Annotated in this window: 18 protein-coding genes and 1 pseudogene; 4 read left to right on the top strand and 15 right to left on the bottom strand. The window is 37.6% G+C overall.

Annotation, left to right across the window (positions count from 1 at the left end; translation table 11 throughout):
- Window positions 1–84 precede the first annotated feature (84 nt).
- Entirely contained in the window at window positions 85–1,035 is a 951-nt protein-coding gene (locus AC1M9P_RS07535; protein WP_481587211.1) for a tRNA dihydrouridine synthase, read from the top strand.
- A 10-nt stretch (window positions 1,036–1,045) separates the two neighbouring features.
- Here AC1M9P_RS07535 and AC1M9P_RS07530 read toward each other — a convergent pair whose 3' ends face one another.
- The 11 genes from AC1M9P_RS07530 to acnD form a co-directional block, all read right to left on the bottom strand.
- The gene (locus AC1M9P_RS07530; protein WP_481587210.1) at window positions 1,046–1,450 is read right to left on the bottom strand and encodes an NUDIX hydrolase; all 405 of its coding nucleotides are present in this window, start codon (window positions 1,448–1,450) and stop codon (window positions 1,046–1,048) included.
- A gap of 72 nt (window positions 1,451–1,522) precedes the next feature.
- Window positions 1,523–1,987, bottom strand: coding sequence for a YybH family protein (locus AC1M9P_RS07525; RefSeq protein WP_179998993.1), 465 nt, complete (start codon window positions 1,985–1,987; stop codon window positions 1,523–1,525).
- A 233-nt stretch (window positions 1,988–2,220) separates the two neighbouring features.
- Complete coding sequence (locus tag AC1M9P_RS07520; protein ID WP_035269853.1) at window positions 2,221–2,559, bottom strand: zinc ribbon domain-containing protein YjdM; 339 nt, start codon at window positions 2,557–2,559, stop codon at window positions 2,221–2,223.
- A 141-nt stretch (window positions 2,560–2,700) separates the two neighbouring features.
- Window positions 2,701–3,081, bottom strand: a complete 381-nt coding sequence (locus AC1M9P_RS07515; protein ID WP_179998992.1) for a ribonuclease E inhibitor RraB — start codon at window positions 3,079–3,081, stop codon at window positions 2,701–2,703.
- 166 nt (window positions 3,082–3,247) lie between these two features.
- Window positions 3,248–3,913, bottom strand: a complete 666-nt coding sequence (locus tag AC1M9P_RS07510) for an RluA family pseudouridine synthase (RefSeq protein WP_481587209.1) — start codon at window positions 3,911–3,913, stop codon at window positions 3,248–3,250.
- 540 nt (window positions 3,914–4,453) lie between these two features.
- Window positions 4,454–4,714 (bottom strand): hypothetical protein, encoded by a 261-nt coding sequence (locus tag AC1M9P_RS07505; protein ID WP_481587208.1) that lies wholly within the window; start codon window positions 4,712–4,714, stop codon window positions 4,454–4,456.
- Window positions 4,715–4,786: 72 nt separating this feature from the next.
- Complete coding sequence (locus AC1M9P_RS07500) at window positions 4,787–5,518, bottom strand: hypothetical protein (protein WP_481587207.1); 732 nt, start codon at window positions 5,516–5,518, stop codon at window positions 4,787–4,789.
- 110 nt (window positions 5,519–5,628) lie between these two features.
- Window positions 5,629–6,210 (bottom strand): DUF4126 domain-containing protein, encoded by a 582-nt coding sequence (locus tag AC1M9P_RS07495; RefSeq protein WP_481587206.1) that lies wholly within the window; start codon window positions 6,208–6,210, stop codon window positions 5,629–5,631.
- A gap of 118 nt (window positions 6,211–6,328) precedes the next feature.
- Window positions 6,329–6,535 (bottom strand): zinc ribbon-containing protein, encoded by a 207-nt coding sequence (locus tag AC1M9P_RS07490; RefSeq protein ID WP_481587238.1) that lies wholly within the window; start codon window positions 6,533–6,535, stop codon window positions 6,329–6,331.
- Between the two features lie 244 nt (window positions 6,536–6,779).
- Window positions 6,780–8,594, bottom strand: a complete 1,815-nt coding sequence (locus AC1M9P_RS07485; RefSeq protein ID WP_481587205.1) for an NACHT domain-containing protein — start codon at window positions 8,592–8,594, stop codon at window positions 6,780–6,782.
- A gap of 75 nt (window positions 8,595–8,669) precedes the next feature.
- The gene (acnD, locus tag AC1M9P_RS07480) at window positions 8,670–11,288 is read right to left on the bottom strand and encodes a Fe/S-dependent 2-methylisocitrate dehydratase AcnD (protein ID WP_481587204.1); all 2,619 of its coding nucleotides are present in this window, start codon (window positions 11,286–11,288) and stop codon (window positions 8,670–8,672) included.
- Window positions 11,289–11,560: 272 nt separating this feature from the next.
- Between acnD and ygfZ the strand changes: the two genes are divergently transcribed.
- Window positions 11,561–12,283, top strand: a complete 723-nt coding sequence (ygfZ, locus tag AC1M9P_RS07475; protein WP_481587203.1) for a CAF17-like 4Fe-4S cluster assembly/insertion protein YgfZ — start codon at window positions 11,561–11,563, stop codon at window positions 12,281–12,283.
- A 174-nt stretch (window positions 12,284–12,457) separates the two neighbouring features.
- Here the strand turns inward: ygfZ and AC1M9P_RS07470 are convergent, their stop codons facing one another.
- Entirely contained in the window at window positions 12,458–13,162 is a 705-nt protein-coding gene (locus tag AC1M9P_RS07470) for an aspartate/glutamate racemase family protein (protein WP_481587202.1), read from the bottom strand.
- A 212-nt stretch (window positions 13,163–13,374) separates the two neighbouring features.
- Between AC1M9P_RS07470 and AC1M9P_RS07465 the strand changes: the two are divergent.
- A pseudogene (locus tag AC1M9P_RS07465) lies at window positions 13,375–14,812 on the top strand (NCS1 family nucleobase:cation symporter-1).
- 61 nt (window positions 14,813–14,873) lie between these two features.
- Here AC1M9P_RS07465 and AC1M9P_RS07460 read toward each other — a convergent pair.
- From AC1M9P_RS07460 to AC1M9P_RS07450, 3 genes are all read right to left on the bottom strand, one after another.
- A complete protein-coding gene (locus AC1M9P_RS07460) occupies window positions 14,874–16,061 on the bottom strand; it encodes an MFS transporter (protein WP_481587201.1) in 1,188 nt (395 codons plus the stop codon).
- Window positions 16,062–16,088: 27 nt separating this feature from the next.
- Window positions 16,089–16,652 carry a TetR/AcrR family transcriptional regulator gene (locus tag AC1M9P_RS07455; protein WP_481587200.1) on the bottom strand — a complete coding sequence of 188 codons (564 nt, stop codon included), beginning with the start codon at window positions 16,650–16,652 and terminating at the stop codon, window positions 16,089–16,091.
- A gap of 166 nt (window positions 16,653–16,818) precedes the next feature.
- On the bottom strand, window positions 16,819–17,064 hold the full coding sequence (locus tag AC1M9P_RS07450; RefSeq protein WP_481587199.1) for a hypothetical protein: 246 nt from the start codon (window positions 17,062–17,064) through the stop codon (window positions 16,819–16,821).
- A gap of 290 nt (window positions 17,065–17,354) precedes the next feature.
- Here AC1M9P_RS07450 and AC1M9P_RS07445 point away from each other — a divergent pair, with 290 nt between their 5' ends.
- Window positions 17,355–18,155: a tetratricopeptide repeat protein gene (locus AC1M9P_RS07445; protein ID WP_092767509.1), complete on the top strand. Its 801-nt coding sequence runs from the start codon at window positions 17,355–17,357 to the stop codon at window positions 18,153–18,155.
- Window positions 18,156–18,257: the final 102 nt, after the last annotated feature.

Below are 18,257 nucleotides of genomic sequence, written 5' to 3'. Positions count from 1 at the left end.
GGCTTTTTTTTGTGTGAAATTTCTGACTAGACAAGCTATACAAAACACCGTATAACACCGTTTTTCCCATATTCAGGTGACCAAGTGAAACTCGTTTTAGCACCCATGGAAGGTTTAACTGATCCCATCATGCGTGATGTACTCACACATGTCGGTAGCTTCGACTGGTGTGTAACTGAGTTTATCCGTGTCACTGATTCTGTACTTCCAGATCACATCTATCATTCCTACTGTCCTGAATTATTGAGCGATGGCAAAACAGCAGCAGGAACACCTGTTCACGTTCAATTTTTAGGGAATAATCCAACCATGTTGGCTGCCAATGCCGTTCGAGCTGTGGAGTTAGGCGCACCCGCAATTGATATGAATTTCGGCTGTCCAGCTAAAACAGTTAACCGACATCGAGGTGGTTCTGTATTATTGGATGAGCCAGAAACAGTGTATCAATTGGTTAAAGCTGTACGTGATGCAGTGCCTGCTGAAATACCAGTTTCAGCAAAAATGCGTTTAGGTTATATGGATCGTAATTTCACCCTCGAAAATGCACATGCTATAGAAGATGCAGGTGCCGCTTGGGTTACCGTTCATGCACGCACTAAAGCAGATGGCTATACCCCACCCGCCTTTTGGGATCAACTTCAACCCATTCGTCATGCGCTTAGCATTAATGTGATAGCCAATGGTGAAATCTGGAATAACCAAGATGCGCGCCAGTGTTTAATAGAGTCAGGTTGTGAAGATCTAATGATTGGTCGTGCAGCAGTGACAACACCCGATGTCACACAATGCATCCGACAAAATAAAGACGAAGCGATATTACAATGGAGCGATTTAATTACACTCCAAATTCGCTTCTTAAATGGTTCTTATAAAAAAGAAATGAATATGGTCGGACGTTATAAGCAATGGCTAGGTATGATGTCTAAACATTATCCTGAAGCAAAACTGTTATGGGATGAAGTGAAACGTCTGAAACAAGTAGATGAAATCATTGCTAAGCTCAATCATTTTCAAAACATTATGCCAACTGTCTAATTTCTAAATTCTAGAATGAATAACTCCGAACTTCACCTTGAAAACTCAGACAGTCTTGAACGCGAGTGCGTTGAACCTCAGACAGTTGCTCTGGACTAAACCATGCATATTCCGTATGTTCTTCAGAGAGTTGAATTTGGGCGTTATTTTCAATCATGCATCTAAATATAAAGGTGTGTGAGTTTACATGTGCGTGATAATAAACCCCTGATAAATATTGGATGCTTATATCACAACCTATTTCTTCTTTACATTCTCTGAGCAAAGCTTGATGTATGGTTTCACCTTGATCTAAACCACCACCAGGCAACCCCCAACTATAATTGGCATAGTTTGCTTTCAGTAATAAGACTTGTCCCTCTGGGTTGGTGATCACCGCATGAGAACTTAAACGATATAAATCATGAAATCCCATGACACGTCTCCAGAATTTAACTCATTCATGAAAGATAACACTGTTTAAGCCCATCTAAATGCTCAAGATAAGCTAAACCACAAGCCTTAATTTTGATTTATCCTTCAAGATGATAGCCTTTCCCGTTGCTAAGTCTACAGGCATAGAAATATGTTGGTGTACCATCACCCATTGTTCATTGGTTTTTTGTAGACATAATGTTGTACGACACCAAGGCATTTGCAGCTGACCTTTTAAGGCTTTATGTTCCACTTTAGAGTGACAGTGTAATACAACCAAATGATCACTCGCATGCACTTTTACATCACGGCGAGTGATTTGCATCCCATCAAAGAAATATGGGCTAAATTTTTGCCATTCTTTTCGATAAGCTTCAGCCCCTTCAAGTTGAGTGCTGACATCAAACATACTTACATTTTGTGCACATTTTTCGATTAACGCATCAACATTATTACCCACTAATGCTGAATCCCATTCTTTTAATTGCGCTAATACTTCATGAGCAGCAACAACATTACCCTCAATCTGAATAGACATGATGTGACCTTATTGTTATTAGTGTGATGAAGTTAACACTTTTAAAGAAAAAGTGTAATGTTATTTTGTGCCAAGCAAAGAAATTTTTATTCTAATTTGTATCTAAAATTCAATTTAAATTGATAAAAAACAACCATTATTTATTAAAACTTATCATTATGATCAGAAAACCAATGAGGAGTTATTTTCGCATAAAAAATTGGCCCCAGTTTCACTGAAGCCATTATAAAAGCTTATGCTTTCTTTACATATTCGGACTTAAGTTTCATTGCGCCAAAACCATCTACTTTACAATCAATATCATGACCATCCGTTGCATCTGGCAACAAACGAATACTTTTTGCTTTAGTACCGACTTTGATTACGGATGATGAACCTTTAATTTTTAAATCTTTGATAACCGTTACGGTATCACCATCTGCAAGAAGATTGCCATTTGCATCTTTGATCTGAACCACTTCTTCGAGTGTCTCTCCTTCTTTCCATTCATGTGAACATTCTGGGCAGATCAAGAGGTCCCCATCTTCATAAGTATATTCAGAGGAACATTTTGGGCAATTTGGCAAAGACATAAAAAATCCAAAAAATTAAAAAAATTTTGCTCAATATACCACTTTCATCTAGCGAATAGAAAAAAACCTTAAATTTTATAAGGTTTAAATAAAAAAACCTAAGTTCAATCACTTAGGTTCTTTTATTGGCTCTAGCCTTGTTTAGCTTTGAAACTCATCTTCTATATCTTCATCATCATATACATATGCCATACATCCCCATCCATCGTACTCACCGTCATAGTCATTGGCTATTTTGGTAAACCACTCTTCCAAATCCACAATATCTGAGTATTCTGGCTCCATGTACACGTAAATCGTGATAATCCATTCTGCGGATTCAGACTCTTCATCAATAAATAAACTGATCTTTTGTTCTTCCTGAAGCAAGAACAAGGCACATTTTTCAGCTTTTTCTTTAGAGCTAAAAGCAATTGAGTACTCAATCTCATGCGGCTCGCTTAAATCATCTCCATCCTGGAACATTTGCCACAGTACATCGCCATTATCATCATTTGGAAATTGTTCTAAATCACGGCTCATACGTTCATCCTTATTGTGGTTATTGCGTATACAATATCCTAGAGTAGCCTATATTTATTTCATTTTGGAGAAGAATTCATTAGAAATTGTTCTTAACTTTATATGATCGTAATTGTTAAATTTTAGTTAGGCACTCACAATACGTATTTTGCTTGAAGCGTTTCATTCAAAATGGAACTTCACTCACAATTTTAATTTCAATACCACTCAACGGTTGTTGAAACTCTAAATAACTCGCATGCAAAGCCATACGCCCTAAATCACTGAGTTTAGGGTTTGGATGATAGAGTTTATCACCTGTGATCGGATGACCTATGGCTTGCATATGTACGCGTAATTGATGTGAACGCCCTGTTATTGGCGTCAACAAGACACGACTAATATCTAAATGCGCATCATAAGCGACTAATTCAAACAGTGTTAAGGCTGGTTTTCCAAGTTCAAAATGAACGATTTGTCTCGGTCTGTTTTCCCAATCCGTAATTAAAGGCAAGTCTACTTGTCCCTGTTGTGCAATTTTACCTTGCACCAATGCCACATAATTTTTTCTCATGGTGCGCGCTTGGAACATTTTGCTCACAGCCACTTCAGCATCACGATGTTTTGCAAACATCAAAATTCCAGAGGTTGCCATATCTAAACGATGGGTAATTTTTGCATTTGGATATTGAGCTATCACTCTTAAATACGCACTGTCATGATGCTCAGGCAAGCGTCCTGGCACAGACAATAGTCCTGCTGGTTTATCAATGACCACCAAATCATCATCTTCATAGACGATGTTAAGTGGACCTTGAGGTGGCATATATACAAAATTATCGTCTAAAGGCATGTGAACAAAGCATTTCTTTGGGATGCGGAAAAATAGCAACTGATCAACACAGTGTCAATTTATAAGATGAGCGATTTGAGAATTGAGAATTGAGAATTGAGAATTGAGAATTGAGAATTGAGAATTGAGAATTGAGAATTGAGAATTATAATTTTTTTTAAGAGAATTTTGAGGGTGTCAGGGAAAACATGTTGTTTACTTCAACTATTATAACTTTGTAAGTTATAACCCTATTGCCTATAAACTTCTGATTTATAGCGTCCTAAGCCGAATCAAGACCTTTTGGGTAAGTACTACACGCACGTTGTACGCAACTGGTAGCAATCTACTCTTTTCGATCCCGTCACACCCTTGAGATATATAATAGCGAGACTGCGTCGGGATTAATTTCCTAAGATAAACGAATTTCAGCATCAAATAAAAAAATATTTCATGTCACCTTATAAATATAATATTTTTTCCCAAATAGGCTCATTGATACACTTTTTTTAGCGTTTTTGAGATAAATATTGCAATTAAAATTCAAGCTGACCTTCCATTTTAGAGAGTTGCTTGAATCCAAGATGCAATGCTCCACCACAACATCATGGCAAACATGCCACACATAAGATTAGCGAGTACTTTTTGTAGTTGAGATAATTCAGATTTGTAAATTTTGAGGTTAATCACATACGCAACGATGCCCAGTACCGCTCCTACTGCGCCACCAATGAGTAACAGTAAAATTGGCCAGCCTGCCATCAAATGAACTTTAACACCTAAAGACGTTTTTTCATTTTCAGCTATGCTGCTCATTTCCATGTAATTCTTCCTCTTGCAATCATTTTTACTTCAAATGATCATGCAAAGTTCGCACCAACCTCATTAAAAAAACTATTCAAAATTCAGCTCATCAAAGTCCTTGATTTTGGACAGATAGATTGGTGAATAATTCACTTTGGACCAGGTATGCTTAAATTTTTCCTGAAGATCCCGATCTGCCGAATTGATATTTTGTGAATGCTTTTTTTGATGACTGAGAAAATTAATACTTACTCTATAATCAGTATACGGGCCATGATTACTAGAAAGATCATAACCAATCAAACGCATATCCTGCTGCTCTAAACGAAACTTGTAACTCCAATAGCCATAACGACCGTGTCCATAATGGATCCCCAGAATATTCTTGCGGATATCAACACTGAGTTCTGGCGCAAAATAGACACCACCCTCTTCATTTTCCGATGAAAATGCAGTCACATTCTGCATCAGTTTTTGATATGTGAATTGGTTCTGTAATAGCACCAGAATGCCACGTCGGTTACGATCCAGCTTGCCCTGAACAGGATGGTTCACCCACCCTTTGGGATCAATTTTTTTTACGATGAGTACGGCATCCTTTTGACCATCCTGATTCAAATCACCTTCTACGGCATCGTACAGAAAGTATTGGTCTGGAATAAAGGCCTTAAATTTTTTTGCCTGATGTTGAAGTTTGATTTCTTCTGGGCTTAATAGTTTCTGCTGTGGAGTTTTCGCCCATAACGGTACTGAAGCAATAGAACATGCCATAAGTATTGCGACTGATATACCATGACGCTTTAATATTTTTAGCACAGGCATCTGCTGAACTCCTTTATAATTTTTATAATGTTTTTAGCCGATATAATTTTTTAGATGAATTGGAATGGTAATCGTGATTCAACATATTTTTGTGATGTTTCATTGAGATTTTAAAGGGGAGTTTTGGCATTCTTTACCATGCGTCTTTTCTGACGAATCCAGCGTACTGCCCAAACCACACCGATTATTAAAACGATCACTACCAATACTGGTATAAAAAATGACAATACGGAAATCACCAATGCGCTGACCCACTCACCTGTAGAAACCACAGGATTTGCCACGCCACCCGTGGTTGCGGTCGATACACCCCGTGCTGCCACTGTCCCAAGTTGCACTGCTCCTGCTGTTCCACCACCAACGATGATTGCAGCAGCCCAACTTGCAAATTGCGACATTTCACCAGAGCTTACCGCCATGGTCGTCAATGTTCCAGCCACCATCGCGGCAGGTGTTGCAATGGTGTCGAGTAAGTTGTCTACCCATGGGATGTAATAAGCGCCTATTTCACACAGTGTGGCAAAGCCTAATGCAATACAGACCGATGGCATCGCCAACCATTCAAAGCCTTTGAGGGGTTCAAAAATGCCCATAATAGCGGCAATACTCATCACCAATAATGGAACAAATACGCGGAAGCCACATGCAGCACTTAATCCTATACCAAGACATAAACCGAGTATCGTTTCCATAGTGAACCTTTTTATTTATATGTTTTTAATTTTATTAAGGTAACAAAAAAGCCCTATGGTGTAATAGGGCTTTTGTTTAAAACAGTGGTGTCTGTTTTAGTGTGTTTGCTTGAGCGAATTATTTTTTAAATTGATTGCTTAAGCATTTGGTACACGGTGGTAAACGATCAGTACCAATTTCTAAGTAAGCACGATGCCCACATTGAACGCAAAAATAGAAACCTGTTCCCGGTTTAGAGCCAGCTGTAACCATTTTTGTTCTCCGTATATTTTTAGAAATGGTGAAGTCACTATAACGGAGTGTGAATGACTTTTTATTGTCCATTTCGACAAATGATGATGGCATTTTTGCAAAAAACATCTTCAATTGGTAAACTTCAGATAAATTGAGTAACCTAGTTTTTTAGTAGGTATATTTATAAAATATCCGTTAAGAGATCTTCTCTTTCTTGTGGATACTCATCTATTATGTGATAGCTATAAAAAATTTGAAGGCATTTCAGAAAGAGATTTTAAAAAATCTTTTTTATAAATTCGTATCAACTTGAATTGTACTTTTTTCAACTTTTTCATCCATTAAAAATCAAAGACATAATATCGTGATCTTGTAGTAAATATTTTTTCTTGCGTGAATCAATTATATGTTTCAAAAATTCTATATTTTTGAGTAAATCATTGAAAACACCTGACTTTTCGATTAATTTTCTAGCATACGGATCAATTTTTTGTATATTATCTAAATCTATATCTCCATCCATATTAATATAATCAATCAACTCATCTTTAAATTCTTTTTCAGCAATATTTTTCTTAATAGAATTATTAAAACTTTTATATTCTTGACTATACAACCTTATAACAAAAAAACAAAAAAACCCATGTTTTTTCATTGAATCACCCGTCCCATATGTAAGAACACTTTCATTTTCATCATCATCAAAAGATACATTTATCGATGAATACATTTTATTTAAAGTTAAAAGAAAATCATGCTTTAAGCCATCAATATCTGAGATTATTTTTTCTGATTTTGGAATTATCCATTCTTTTTCAAGCAATTCCGGATTAATATCATAAAGCATACTAATTACATTATCAGTCCAACTTAAAGAAAAAATTTTATCAAATATTTTTATTTTTCCTTCGATTGATTTGTTCACTAAAAACTGTGCTGAAAAATATTCTTGAAATGATCTATGTGTAAATGTAAAACCAAGTCCATCCCTTTGCAGGATACAAACCGAATCAAGTAAATCATTTAAAAAGCTTTCTGAATTCGTCTTAACTCCCGAAAGTTTTATCGAGTTATTAAGATATTTAGTTATTTTTTCCTCTTCAAAATAGTATAACCTATCAGTATAACTTAACAAGCAAAAAGCTTCTAAACATCGTTTGAAATCATCTAATGGTAATTGAGTATAAGATTTGCGCTTATACAAACTTTTTAGTGAGTCATGCTTATTAAATAATGTTAAAAATGCTTGCTCATAAAATAAATGAATTTTATTCGGAATTTCAGCTATTTGCTCATATGTCAAAAGCATCATAGTTAATAATAAAGGATTAGAAGCAAAACTTTCATGAGATTCGTATAGCTTATTATCGAGCTCTTTTGTAAATGCTTGCTTTACTTGCCTATCATAATCCAATTTATTGATAAGAGTAAGTGCTTTATTTTTATCTAAATCTTCAACATGATATTGATAAAATTCTTCCCATGATGAAAATCTACTATCATAACGACTAGATATCAAAATTCTAATACCATGATAGTTATTGGATAAACGTAGTATTTCTTTTTCTATGTGCTCTCTTTCCTCATTGTTGACCTCATCAAAACCATCAAGAATAAATAAAACTTTCCCTAATTTTAAAGCATAATCAAGTTGCTCTTTATTAAAGGATGGGTTTATATTAATCATTGAGTTTAAAATAAAGTTATACAAAGACTTTTCAGAAGAATTATTTAAATATCTTAACTCAATAAAAATTGGAAAAACACCAACAGGCTTTTCAATTAACTCTAAAAACAAACTCTTACAAAAAGTTGATTTACCACAACCCGCACCACCTAAAATTATTAAGCGCTTATTTTTTTCTATTTCATCAATAAATTTATTTTCATCTACAAGTTTTGAATTAATTCTCAAATCGGTTCTTACATAAAAATCTTTTAATTTTACAGGCATTTCTCTATATAATAGAGTTTTAGTTTTTGAATACCTTTCATAATTTCTAAGTAAGTAATCCGTAAAACAAGACCCCAAAGTAACTTTTATCTTATTATTTGTCTCTTTCGTAAGATTTTTTAATCCACTATATATTGGCGAAGTAAATTGTTTTATTAACTCAGAAACTAAAGCCGTCAATGATTCTTCTATCATAGTATTCTCAAAATAAAACCCCACTTAACAGTAGGGCTTTTTTTAAACAATATCAAATACTTTTAGCTGAAATCATCAAGCCACATTCCCTTCCAAGAAATCCTGCGCAAAGCGTTGTAATACCCCACCCGCTTCATACACAGAAACTTCTTCTTCGGTATCTAAACGGCATGTCACAGGCACTTCAATGGTTTGATTTTTGCCATCAGCCGTTGCACGCTCAATCACAAGCGTCAAAGTCGAACGAGGTGCGATGTTACCAATCACGCTATACAGCTCAGTACCATCCAAACCTAAATTTTTACGGTCAGTTCCTGCCTTAAACTCAAGCGGTAACACACCCATACCGACCAAGTTGGTACGGTGAATACGCTCGAAACCTTCTGCCACAATCGCTTCAACCCCTGCAAGGCGAACACCTTTCGCAGCCCAGTCACGGCTAGAACCTTGACCGTAGTCTTTACCTGCCACAATGATCAAAGGCTGTTTACGGTTCATGTAGGTTTCAATGGCTTCCCACATACGCATTACTTCGCCTTCAGGCTCTACACGCGCTTTTGAACCTTGCTTAATCGTACCGTCCGAACGTACCACCATTTCGTTATACAATTTCGGATTCGCAAATGTCGCACGTTGTGCCGTTAAGTGGTCACCACGGTGCGTTGCGTATGAGTTAAAGTCTTCCTCAGGAACGCCCATTTTATGTAGATATTCACCTGCTGCCGAATCCATCATAATCGCATTCGATGGTGATAAATGATCCGTTGTAATGTTATCGCCTAAAATCGCAAGCGGACGCATATTGGCTAAAGTGCGTGGTGCAGCAAGTGCGCCTTCCCAATATGGCGGACGGCGGATATAAGTACTTTGCGGACGCCAATCATACAATGGGCTTGCCGCTTGAACTTTCTCACCCAAATCAAACATTGGGATATACACTTTCTTAAATTGCTCAGGTTTTACCGCAACTTTTACCAGTGCATCAATTTCTTCATCAGATGGCCAAATGTCTTTGAGGTAAATTGGGTTGCCATCTTTATCATGACCTAAAGCATCCGTTTCAATGTCAAAACGAATCGTACCTGCAATGGCATATGCAACTACGAGCGGAGGCGATGCCAAGAATGCTTGTTTTGCATACGGGTGGATACGACCATCGAAGTTACGGTTACCTGATAAAACAGCCGTTGCGTAGAGGTCACGGTCGATAATTTCTTGCTGGATTTTTGGATCTAACGCACCTGACATCCCGTTACATGTGGTACATGCATACGCCACAATACCAAAACCAAGTTTTTCTAAATCACCGAGTACACCTGCTTCTTCTAAATACAATGCTGCGGCTTTAGAACCCGGTGCAAAAGATGATTTCACCCACGGCTTACGCACTAAGCCTAACTCATTCGCTTTACGAGCAAGCAAGCCTGCTGCCACTGTATTACGTGGGTTAGAGGTATTGGTACATGATGTAATTGCCGCGATGATGATTGCACCATCAGGCATTAAGCCTTCTGCTTCTTGAGCACGTGCTGCTTCTAAATTGCCTGCAATGCCTTTCGCTTTTAAATCACTTGTAGATACACGTGCATGTGGGTTTGATGGCCCTGCAATGTTACGAGTTACGGTTGATAAATCAAAACGAAGTACACGTGGGTACTCAGCTTTGGTCATATCACTTGCCCACAGACCAATTTCTTTGGCGTAGGTTTCTACAAGCTTCACTTGCTCAGGCTCACGACCTGTCAGCGTTAAATAATCAATGGTGTTTTGGTCGATGTAGAACATCGCAGCCGTTGCACCATACTCAGGTGTCATGTTTGAGATGGTCGCACGGTCACCAATCGACATGGTGTCTGCACCTTCACCAAAGAACTCTAAATAAGCACCGACTACACGCTCTTTACGCAAGAACTCTGTTAAAGCCAATACAATATCAGTTGCCGTAATGCCCGGCTTACGCTGACCAACAAGCTCTACACCAATAATGTCAGGTAAACGCATCCAAGATGCACGACCAAGCATGACATTTTCAGCTTCTAAACCACCGACACCAATTGAAATGACACCTAAAGCATCGGTATGTGGGGTATGTGAATCTGTACCCACACACGTATCAGGGAAAGCTACGCCACCACGGTTTTGAATTACCGGTGACATTTTCTCCAAGTTGATTTGATGCATGATGCCATTACCCGCAGGGATTACATCAACATTTTCAAATGCCGTTTTGGTCCATTCAATAAAATGGAAACGGTCTTCGTTACGACGGTCTTCCACCGCACGATTTTTCTCAAATGCATCAGGATCAAAACCACCGTACTCGACTGCGAGTGAGTGATCGACAATCAACTGAGTTGGTACTACAGGATTGACTTTAGATGGGTCTCCACCTTGATCAGCAATCGCATCACGCAAACCTGCAAGGTCCACCAATGCTGTTTGACCTAAAATATCGTGGCAGACCACACGTGCTGGATACCAAGGGAAATCGTGGTCTTGTTTATTAAAGATTAATTCTTTAAGAGACTGCTCTAAAATTGCAGGATCGCAACGGCGTACCAATTGCTCTGCAAGCACTTTAGAAGTATATGGGAGTTTTGCGTATGCGCCTGGCTGAATATCCTCAACGGCTTGACGCACATCATAATATTCGAGCTGGGTACCTTGCAGTGGTTTACGGTAGTTGTTATTCATCGCGTTCCTGCCTTGCCTTGAGCATCTTTTTTCTAAACTTTCTAAACATTTTGTTGTTGATGAGACTTCATCATTTGTGTTGGCATAGTACACTGCTGAAAGTCCATTTCCCAAATCTTATATATTTCATACATTTAGGTGTAAAAAACAGGGTTTTTGAAATATTTTGTTTCAAATAACGCAGTTAAATTAGCAGTTATGTGCTTTTTTTTGAAAAATAGTGGAAAATTGGGATAATTCTTTAGTATTAGATTCAGATTCGAGCATAGAAAATGAACAATTTATCTTTCTCCTCATTTACGCTTAATGGCGTGGATGCTCAAAAATTTTTACAAGGTCAAGTGACGTTGCATGTTGAACGCCTTGAAGAAAATATCACGCGCTACACAGCAATTTGTGATTTAAAAGGTCGAATTCACTTTGGTTTATGGCTAACAAAGCTGAATCCTGAAAGCTTTGTCATTGTCACCACTCAAGATCAAGCTGAAGAATTTTCTAAACACATTAAAAAATTTGGTGCTTTTTCCAAAATGAAACTTGAAGAATCAGGTCAGGTCTATCCTACGCTTCAAGGTGACACCACAACGTTCTCAGCAGAAGTAACAGATATTGCCGCTTGGCAAGTTCAAGCTATTCAACATGGTCAAGCTTACATTGATCAAGTCATAGAACACGTGTTCCAACCCCAAGAACTTCGTTTACATCAACGTGAAGGCGTTCACTATGACAAGGGTTGTTACTTGGGTCAGGAAGTGATTGCACGTTTATGGTTTAAAGCTAAACCGAAAGCGTGGTTACATTTAATTCAGGGTACAGGTGCTGTACCTGCAGAAGCTGAACAACTCGATAAAAGTGTACAAGTCGTCAATAGTGCGCCTTTCGAAAACGGTTATATCGCTTTGGTGGTGGCACGTCCTGAAGCATTAGCAGAGTTAGACGTGACTGTTTTAGATTTGCCTGAGTATTTAAATGGTGATGTGGCTAGACCACAGTAAGCTTGAAATAATTATTGAAATACTAATTTAGACGACATAAAGGAAGAATGCCAAACTAATCAATATGACAGTTTGGTATTCTTCATGAAATCTAAATCCCTATTTTTTTATATCTAAAATTAGATCTTTTGAAGATGCGACTAAAATCCTTTTCACTTCAAAGTCAGTTCTTTATCATTTTTTTCGCGGAAAATCATAATCTCCCCACTTACTGGTTTTGAGGCCCATACCATGTAAACCCTCAACCAACTTAACCGCAGCACGTACACCATCAATAATCGGGATATTCAGCTCTGCACTAACTCGCTCTGCCATTTCAGCCATGCCTCCACAACCCAGTACAATCGCGCCAATTCCATCATTATTTTTAGCTTGAGTACAGCTCACTAAAAGTTGTTGATACGCAAAATCAGGATCTTGCTCTAAAGCCAAAACAGGTAAATCAATACAACGTATTTGAGCACAATGATCTCTAAACCCATACTCATTCAATAAATGCTCAGCGATGATTTTCGTCCGTGCCAATGTAGTGACAATTGAAAACTTGGTCGCGACCAAGGTCGCCATATGAAATGCAGCTTCAGCAATTCCTATTACAGGTGCTTCGGCAAGTTCACGTGCTGCATGTAAGGCAGGGTCACCAAAACACGCAATAATATGACCATCAACGTTTAATTCTTTACCTTGTTGGATTAAATCCAAAACACCGATGGCAGATATTGCTTCATCATAATGCCCCTCAATTGAGGCTACGCCCTTTTTTGGACATACTGCTAAGATTTCTGTACCCATATTTGCTACATTTTGGGCTGCTTGACCAATAACTTCTGTCATTGCAGCACTCGTATTGGGATTGATCACTTGAATTTTTAGAGACATAAGATCGTTACACTTTGAATTTCATAAGAAAATATTAGTTTTTTTATCAACAAAAAATTGCAATAAAAAATTGAACATAAAGATCTAGCAATTTTCAAACCAAAAGAGAAATATAAAATATTTTATTAAATAACAATATCTTATATTTATTATTTTATCATTTGGCATAGTTTCTGCTCAGAACAAAGTAGCGAAACAATGTGAATATTAAAATGAATCAAGAAAATTATAGTCCTAAATTAACCAATGCCGATCTTGCACCCGCAAAACAAAATTGGTCTTGGTACAACATTTTTTCATTTTGGATGTCTGATGTTCATAGTATGGGGGGATATGTCGTAGCTGCGAGTTTTATTCGCACTCGGTCTTGCAAGCTGGCAAGTGTTTTTCGCCTTAATTGTCGGTATTGTAATTGTACAAATTGCTGCAAATTTAGTCGCAAAACCCAGCCAAGTCTCTGGCGTACCTTATGCGGTCATCGCAAGACAATCCTTTGGTGTGTTCGGGGCAAATATCCCCGCACTTATTCGGGGAATCATTGCCTTAGCATGGTACGGTATTCAAACTTGGCTCGCTTCAAATGCACTCATGATCGTCGCGCTCAAGTTTTTCCCAAGCTTGATACCTTTATCAGAAATCAGTTTTGCAGGACTTTCAGCGATTGGTTGGATCTGTTTTGGATTGATGTGGGTTTTACAGGCTTTAGTCTTTTGGAAAGGAATGAATGCGATTCGTATATTTATTGATTGGGCTGGACCATTAGTATATGTGGTCATGTTTGCGCTTGCAGCTTGGTTAGTTGCACAAGTGGGCTGGTCAAATATTTCTTTCAATTTAGGCTCGAAAACGCTCACCACCTCTGAACAAGTTACACAAACCATTATTGCAATTGCTTTGGTCGTTTCTTATTTTTCAGGTCCTTTACTCAATTTTGGTGATTTTTCGCGTTATGGAAAATCAATGCAACAGGTTAAAAAAGGTAATTTCTGGGGACTTCCATTTAACTTTATTTTCTTCTCATTAATCACTGTGATAATTGTTTCAGGAACTTATAGCTTATTCGGCAAAATGGTGACTGACCCGCTAGAAACAGTCGCAATGATTGATAATACTTTCGCAGTTGTTTTGGGCTTATTAACAGTATTGACTGCCACTATTGGTATTAATATCGTGGCGAATTTCGTTTCTGCTGGGTTTGATTTTTCTAATATTTTCCCACAGAAACTCAGTTTTAGAAGTGCCGGTATGATCGCAGCGGTCGGTTCAGTTCTCATTACACCTTGGAATTTATTTAACTCTCCTGAACTGATTCATTATACCCTCGATGTATTGGCTGCATTTATTGGTCCTTTATTCGGGATATTAATTGCCGATTTCTATTTTGTTAAAAAACAGCAAGTGATTGTTGAGGATCTTTTTAACGACAAAAAGGATGGCGCATATTGGTATCGAAATGGATTTAATCCAAAAGCAATTGGGGCACTTGCACCAGCTGTTGTGATTTGCTTGACGTTTACCCTTGTACCTTTGTTGCAAGTTTTAGCACCATTTAACTGGTTCATCGGTGCATTTTTAGGTGGAACGTTCTACTATTTCCTCGCTCGAGATGCAAAACAAAAAGTCCACGTCACCAAGAAAAAAGTAGCTTAATTAGAAAGCCTCCTTAACGGAGGCTTTTTTAATCTAAGAGTTATCAAACCCCAAATGCAATTTACTCAATCTTCTCAATCATCTTTTTAGAAACATATTTTTGATAAAACAATAGAGTCAAAATCACCAACACTGCACAGCACAAGTACATAAATTCAAAGCTCCATTGTGCGATAACTAATCCCATTACAACTGAACCAACTGCCAGACCAATATCAAAACAAATAAAGAATGTTGATATTGCATGCCCCATCCGTTGTTTATCTACAGTTTGAATGGTGAGCGTTTGCAAACAAGGAAATACTGAGCCATATCCAATTCCAATAAAAATTGCAGATAACCACAACATCCATTGATTATTGACTAATGTTACGACCACAAGCCCAATCGCAAAAAATATAAAAGAAGGAACGATAACAGCACTCGGACCTTGACGATCATAAATTTTACCAACCCAAGGTCTTACAATTAACATCGACGCCGCAAACAATATAAAAAATACACTGGTGTACGCCAGCAGTTGTTTGCTCTCACTATAAACCGTAATAAAACTGGTAATACTCGAGTAAGCAAAAGCTGTAAGTAAAGCAACACCACTTACAGCAAAAACTTTAGGCTCAAGAAAATCGTCTAGCTTAAATCCTTTTTTATTCATTTTATGTTGCTGAGGTATCTGATTCGCTGGAATATTTAATAACCAGCTAAAAATTAGACCTACACTGATGAGCACCGCGAGAGCACCGAATAAAATTTGGAAGCTATAAAATTGAATCGTGGTAAGCGCAATTAACGGTCCAAATACCACACCTAGGTTAGTGGACATCACATAATAGCCCATGCCTTCACCTTTACGATGCTCAGGAATAAAGTCATTCGCGACTGGAACAGCCACAGTGGTCAACACACTAAACCATATCCCATGTAAAAATCGTATAAGCAACAATGACCACATGTTATCAATGAATAAATAAGCAAATGCAAAGACCGCAAAAAACGTGCTCGATCCACGCATAGTGAGTCGCTTACCCATTTTTTGAATGATCATGCCTGAAAATGGTCGTACTGCTATTGATGAGGCGAGAAAAAGCGTTAACGCTAATCCTGCTTCTTGAACTGATCCCGCTAAGTCCTTCACAATGTAAATCGGAAGGACAGCCAACATGGCAAAGTAGTAAATAAAAACAAATAAATTATTTAATACACACAAGATAAATGAACGATTCCAAAGTCGTTCGACGGTTACACTCATGAAAATCTACTCTTGTCGCATTAATGTTTAGGCGTGAGGGCGTAATGGATCTAAACTCAGTTTGACCAATTGACGGATATAGTGCTCATCAGGCAAATGATTAAAGAAAATAATTTGGTAATGAATAGGACCATAGAGTCGATCAAGCACCAAATCATAGTGATCATGTTCAATCAGCTCCCCCGCCTCAATCGCCTGTTGGATCAGTTGATGCAGTTGAACTCGTTTAGGTAATAAATATTGCTTGAAGAATGTTGCAGCCAATTCACGATGATTCGCCATAACCACCAACATTGCACGTCCCACTGGATGATCTAAAGCCTTAGCCAAACGAAGCAATTGTTGATTAAGATTTTGTTCAAGGTCGAGTTCTGGATCAAACTCAAAAATTGAGAGTGTGAGCTCCTTAAACGTGTCTAGAACCAATTCAGATTTATGTGACCACCATCGATAAATAGTCGACTTTCCCACCCCAGCACGTGAAGCAATGTCTTCTACTGTCAGTTGGTGATATTCCACTTCATTCAAAGCCTGTTTGACTGAAGCTAAAATACATGATCGGCGTCGTGCACTTTTATCTTTGCTTGTCATGAAATCCCCAAATAAAACGATACGTTTCGTATCGTTTTATAATAAAGAGTTTTTATTGATAAAGATATGAAAATAAGACCAAGGCATTAGATAGAATAGATTTTAACTCTCAATCGATTGAGAGATGACTCATAAAAAAACCTCCTATATCGCTAGGAGGTTTATTCTAAAAGCCATGAAATAGTTTATTCATATCCTTCACCACATAATCTTTAAAATGAAATGCTCTCGCGTGTTTAGCATCAAACTTTACGGTTAAATCACCTTTTTGGAATACATACACTCGATTCTCCTGACTCACCAAATACTGCTCGCCAAGTTTCAATAAGAGCGCATCTATCTTTTGATCATCTGGGATTGAATCATCTTGAAAAACTTTATCGTAATTACGTTTAATGCCTTTTATAAACATCGTTGACCACCTCATTGCACAATGCGTATTTAAGCAAAACCATTGAAGAACTACTAGTGCATTAAAATTTTGGTTAAATCCATATATTCAAGGCTGAACAACATAAATCCAGTATCGTTTATATGCACACATTGCAATAATCACACTTTATTCACAAAGCGAAGCTAAATTTGAAGGATGTATACATATTCTATATTTACATTCACATAATTCGGACTATGATTAAATGGTATAAAACTCTATTTACATCAAATAAATAGGGTTGCTTTTAAGATAGGTATAAAACAATTATGAAAAAAATATTATGTGGTGCTTTACTCGCTGTTGCCACCTCATTTAGCTTCGCTGCCGCACCAGTCGATCCTGCATTCAGCAAAGTACAGGAACTGATTCAAGCAAAGAATTACAATGCGGCCTACCAAGAACTTGAACGCTTATCAAAAGCTGGGAATCCTCAAGCGACTTATAACTTGGCATATCTGACCCAAGCTGGTCAAGGAACCAAACAAGACAACAAAAAAGCAGTACAACTTTATGAACAAGCTGGCACTGCAGGCTATCCTCTAGCCAATTATGTATTGGCGCAAAACTATGCCACTGGTGGCTTGGGTCTGACCAAAAATGAAAAAAAATCTCGTGAATACCTAGATAAAGCTGCAGCTCAAGGTTTTGAAGATGCGATTGTTGAATCTGCGGTTCTGCTGTTCTCTGAAGGTAAAGAACAATCTGATAAGCTCGCGTTACAAAAACTTGATCCTTTAATTAAGAAAGGAAGTTATCCAGCCATTCATGCTCGTGCTTTATACGATATTTCATTAGGCTTCAAAACCAAAACTGAAGCGCCTGTGAAAAAAGGTTTAGCGAGCATTCAAGATTTAGGTAAAAAAGGATACATCCCTGCGCTTATGGCCATTGGTAACATGTTCGTAAACGGAAATATCGTTCCGCAAAACCTACCTGAGGCAAAAAAAATATTTAGTGCTTTAGCAGATGAAAATATTCCTCAAGCCAAAGAAAATCTAGCGATCGTGAACAAACTGATTGCTGAGAATGCAAAAAAACCTGCAGCAAATACGAAAGCTAAATCTTAAGCATTAATTTAAATTTTAAACCGATGCTCAAAAACAAAAACCCTATCGCAAGATAGGGTTTTCTTATATGAAAAGGATATTTATGATTACATTCTAAGTTTT

This window comes from Acinetobacter sp. 25-47-122 (genome assembly GCF_056779695.1).
The sequence above is the reverse complement of the archived record's forward strand: the minus strand, read 5'-3'. Positions and strand labels throughout refer to the sequence as shown.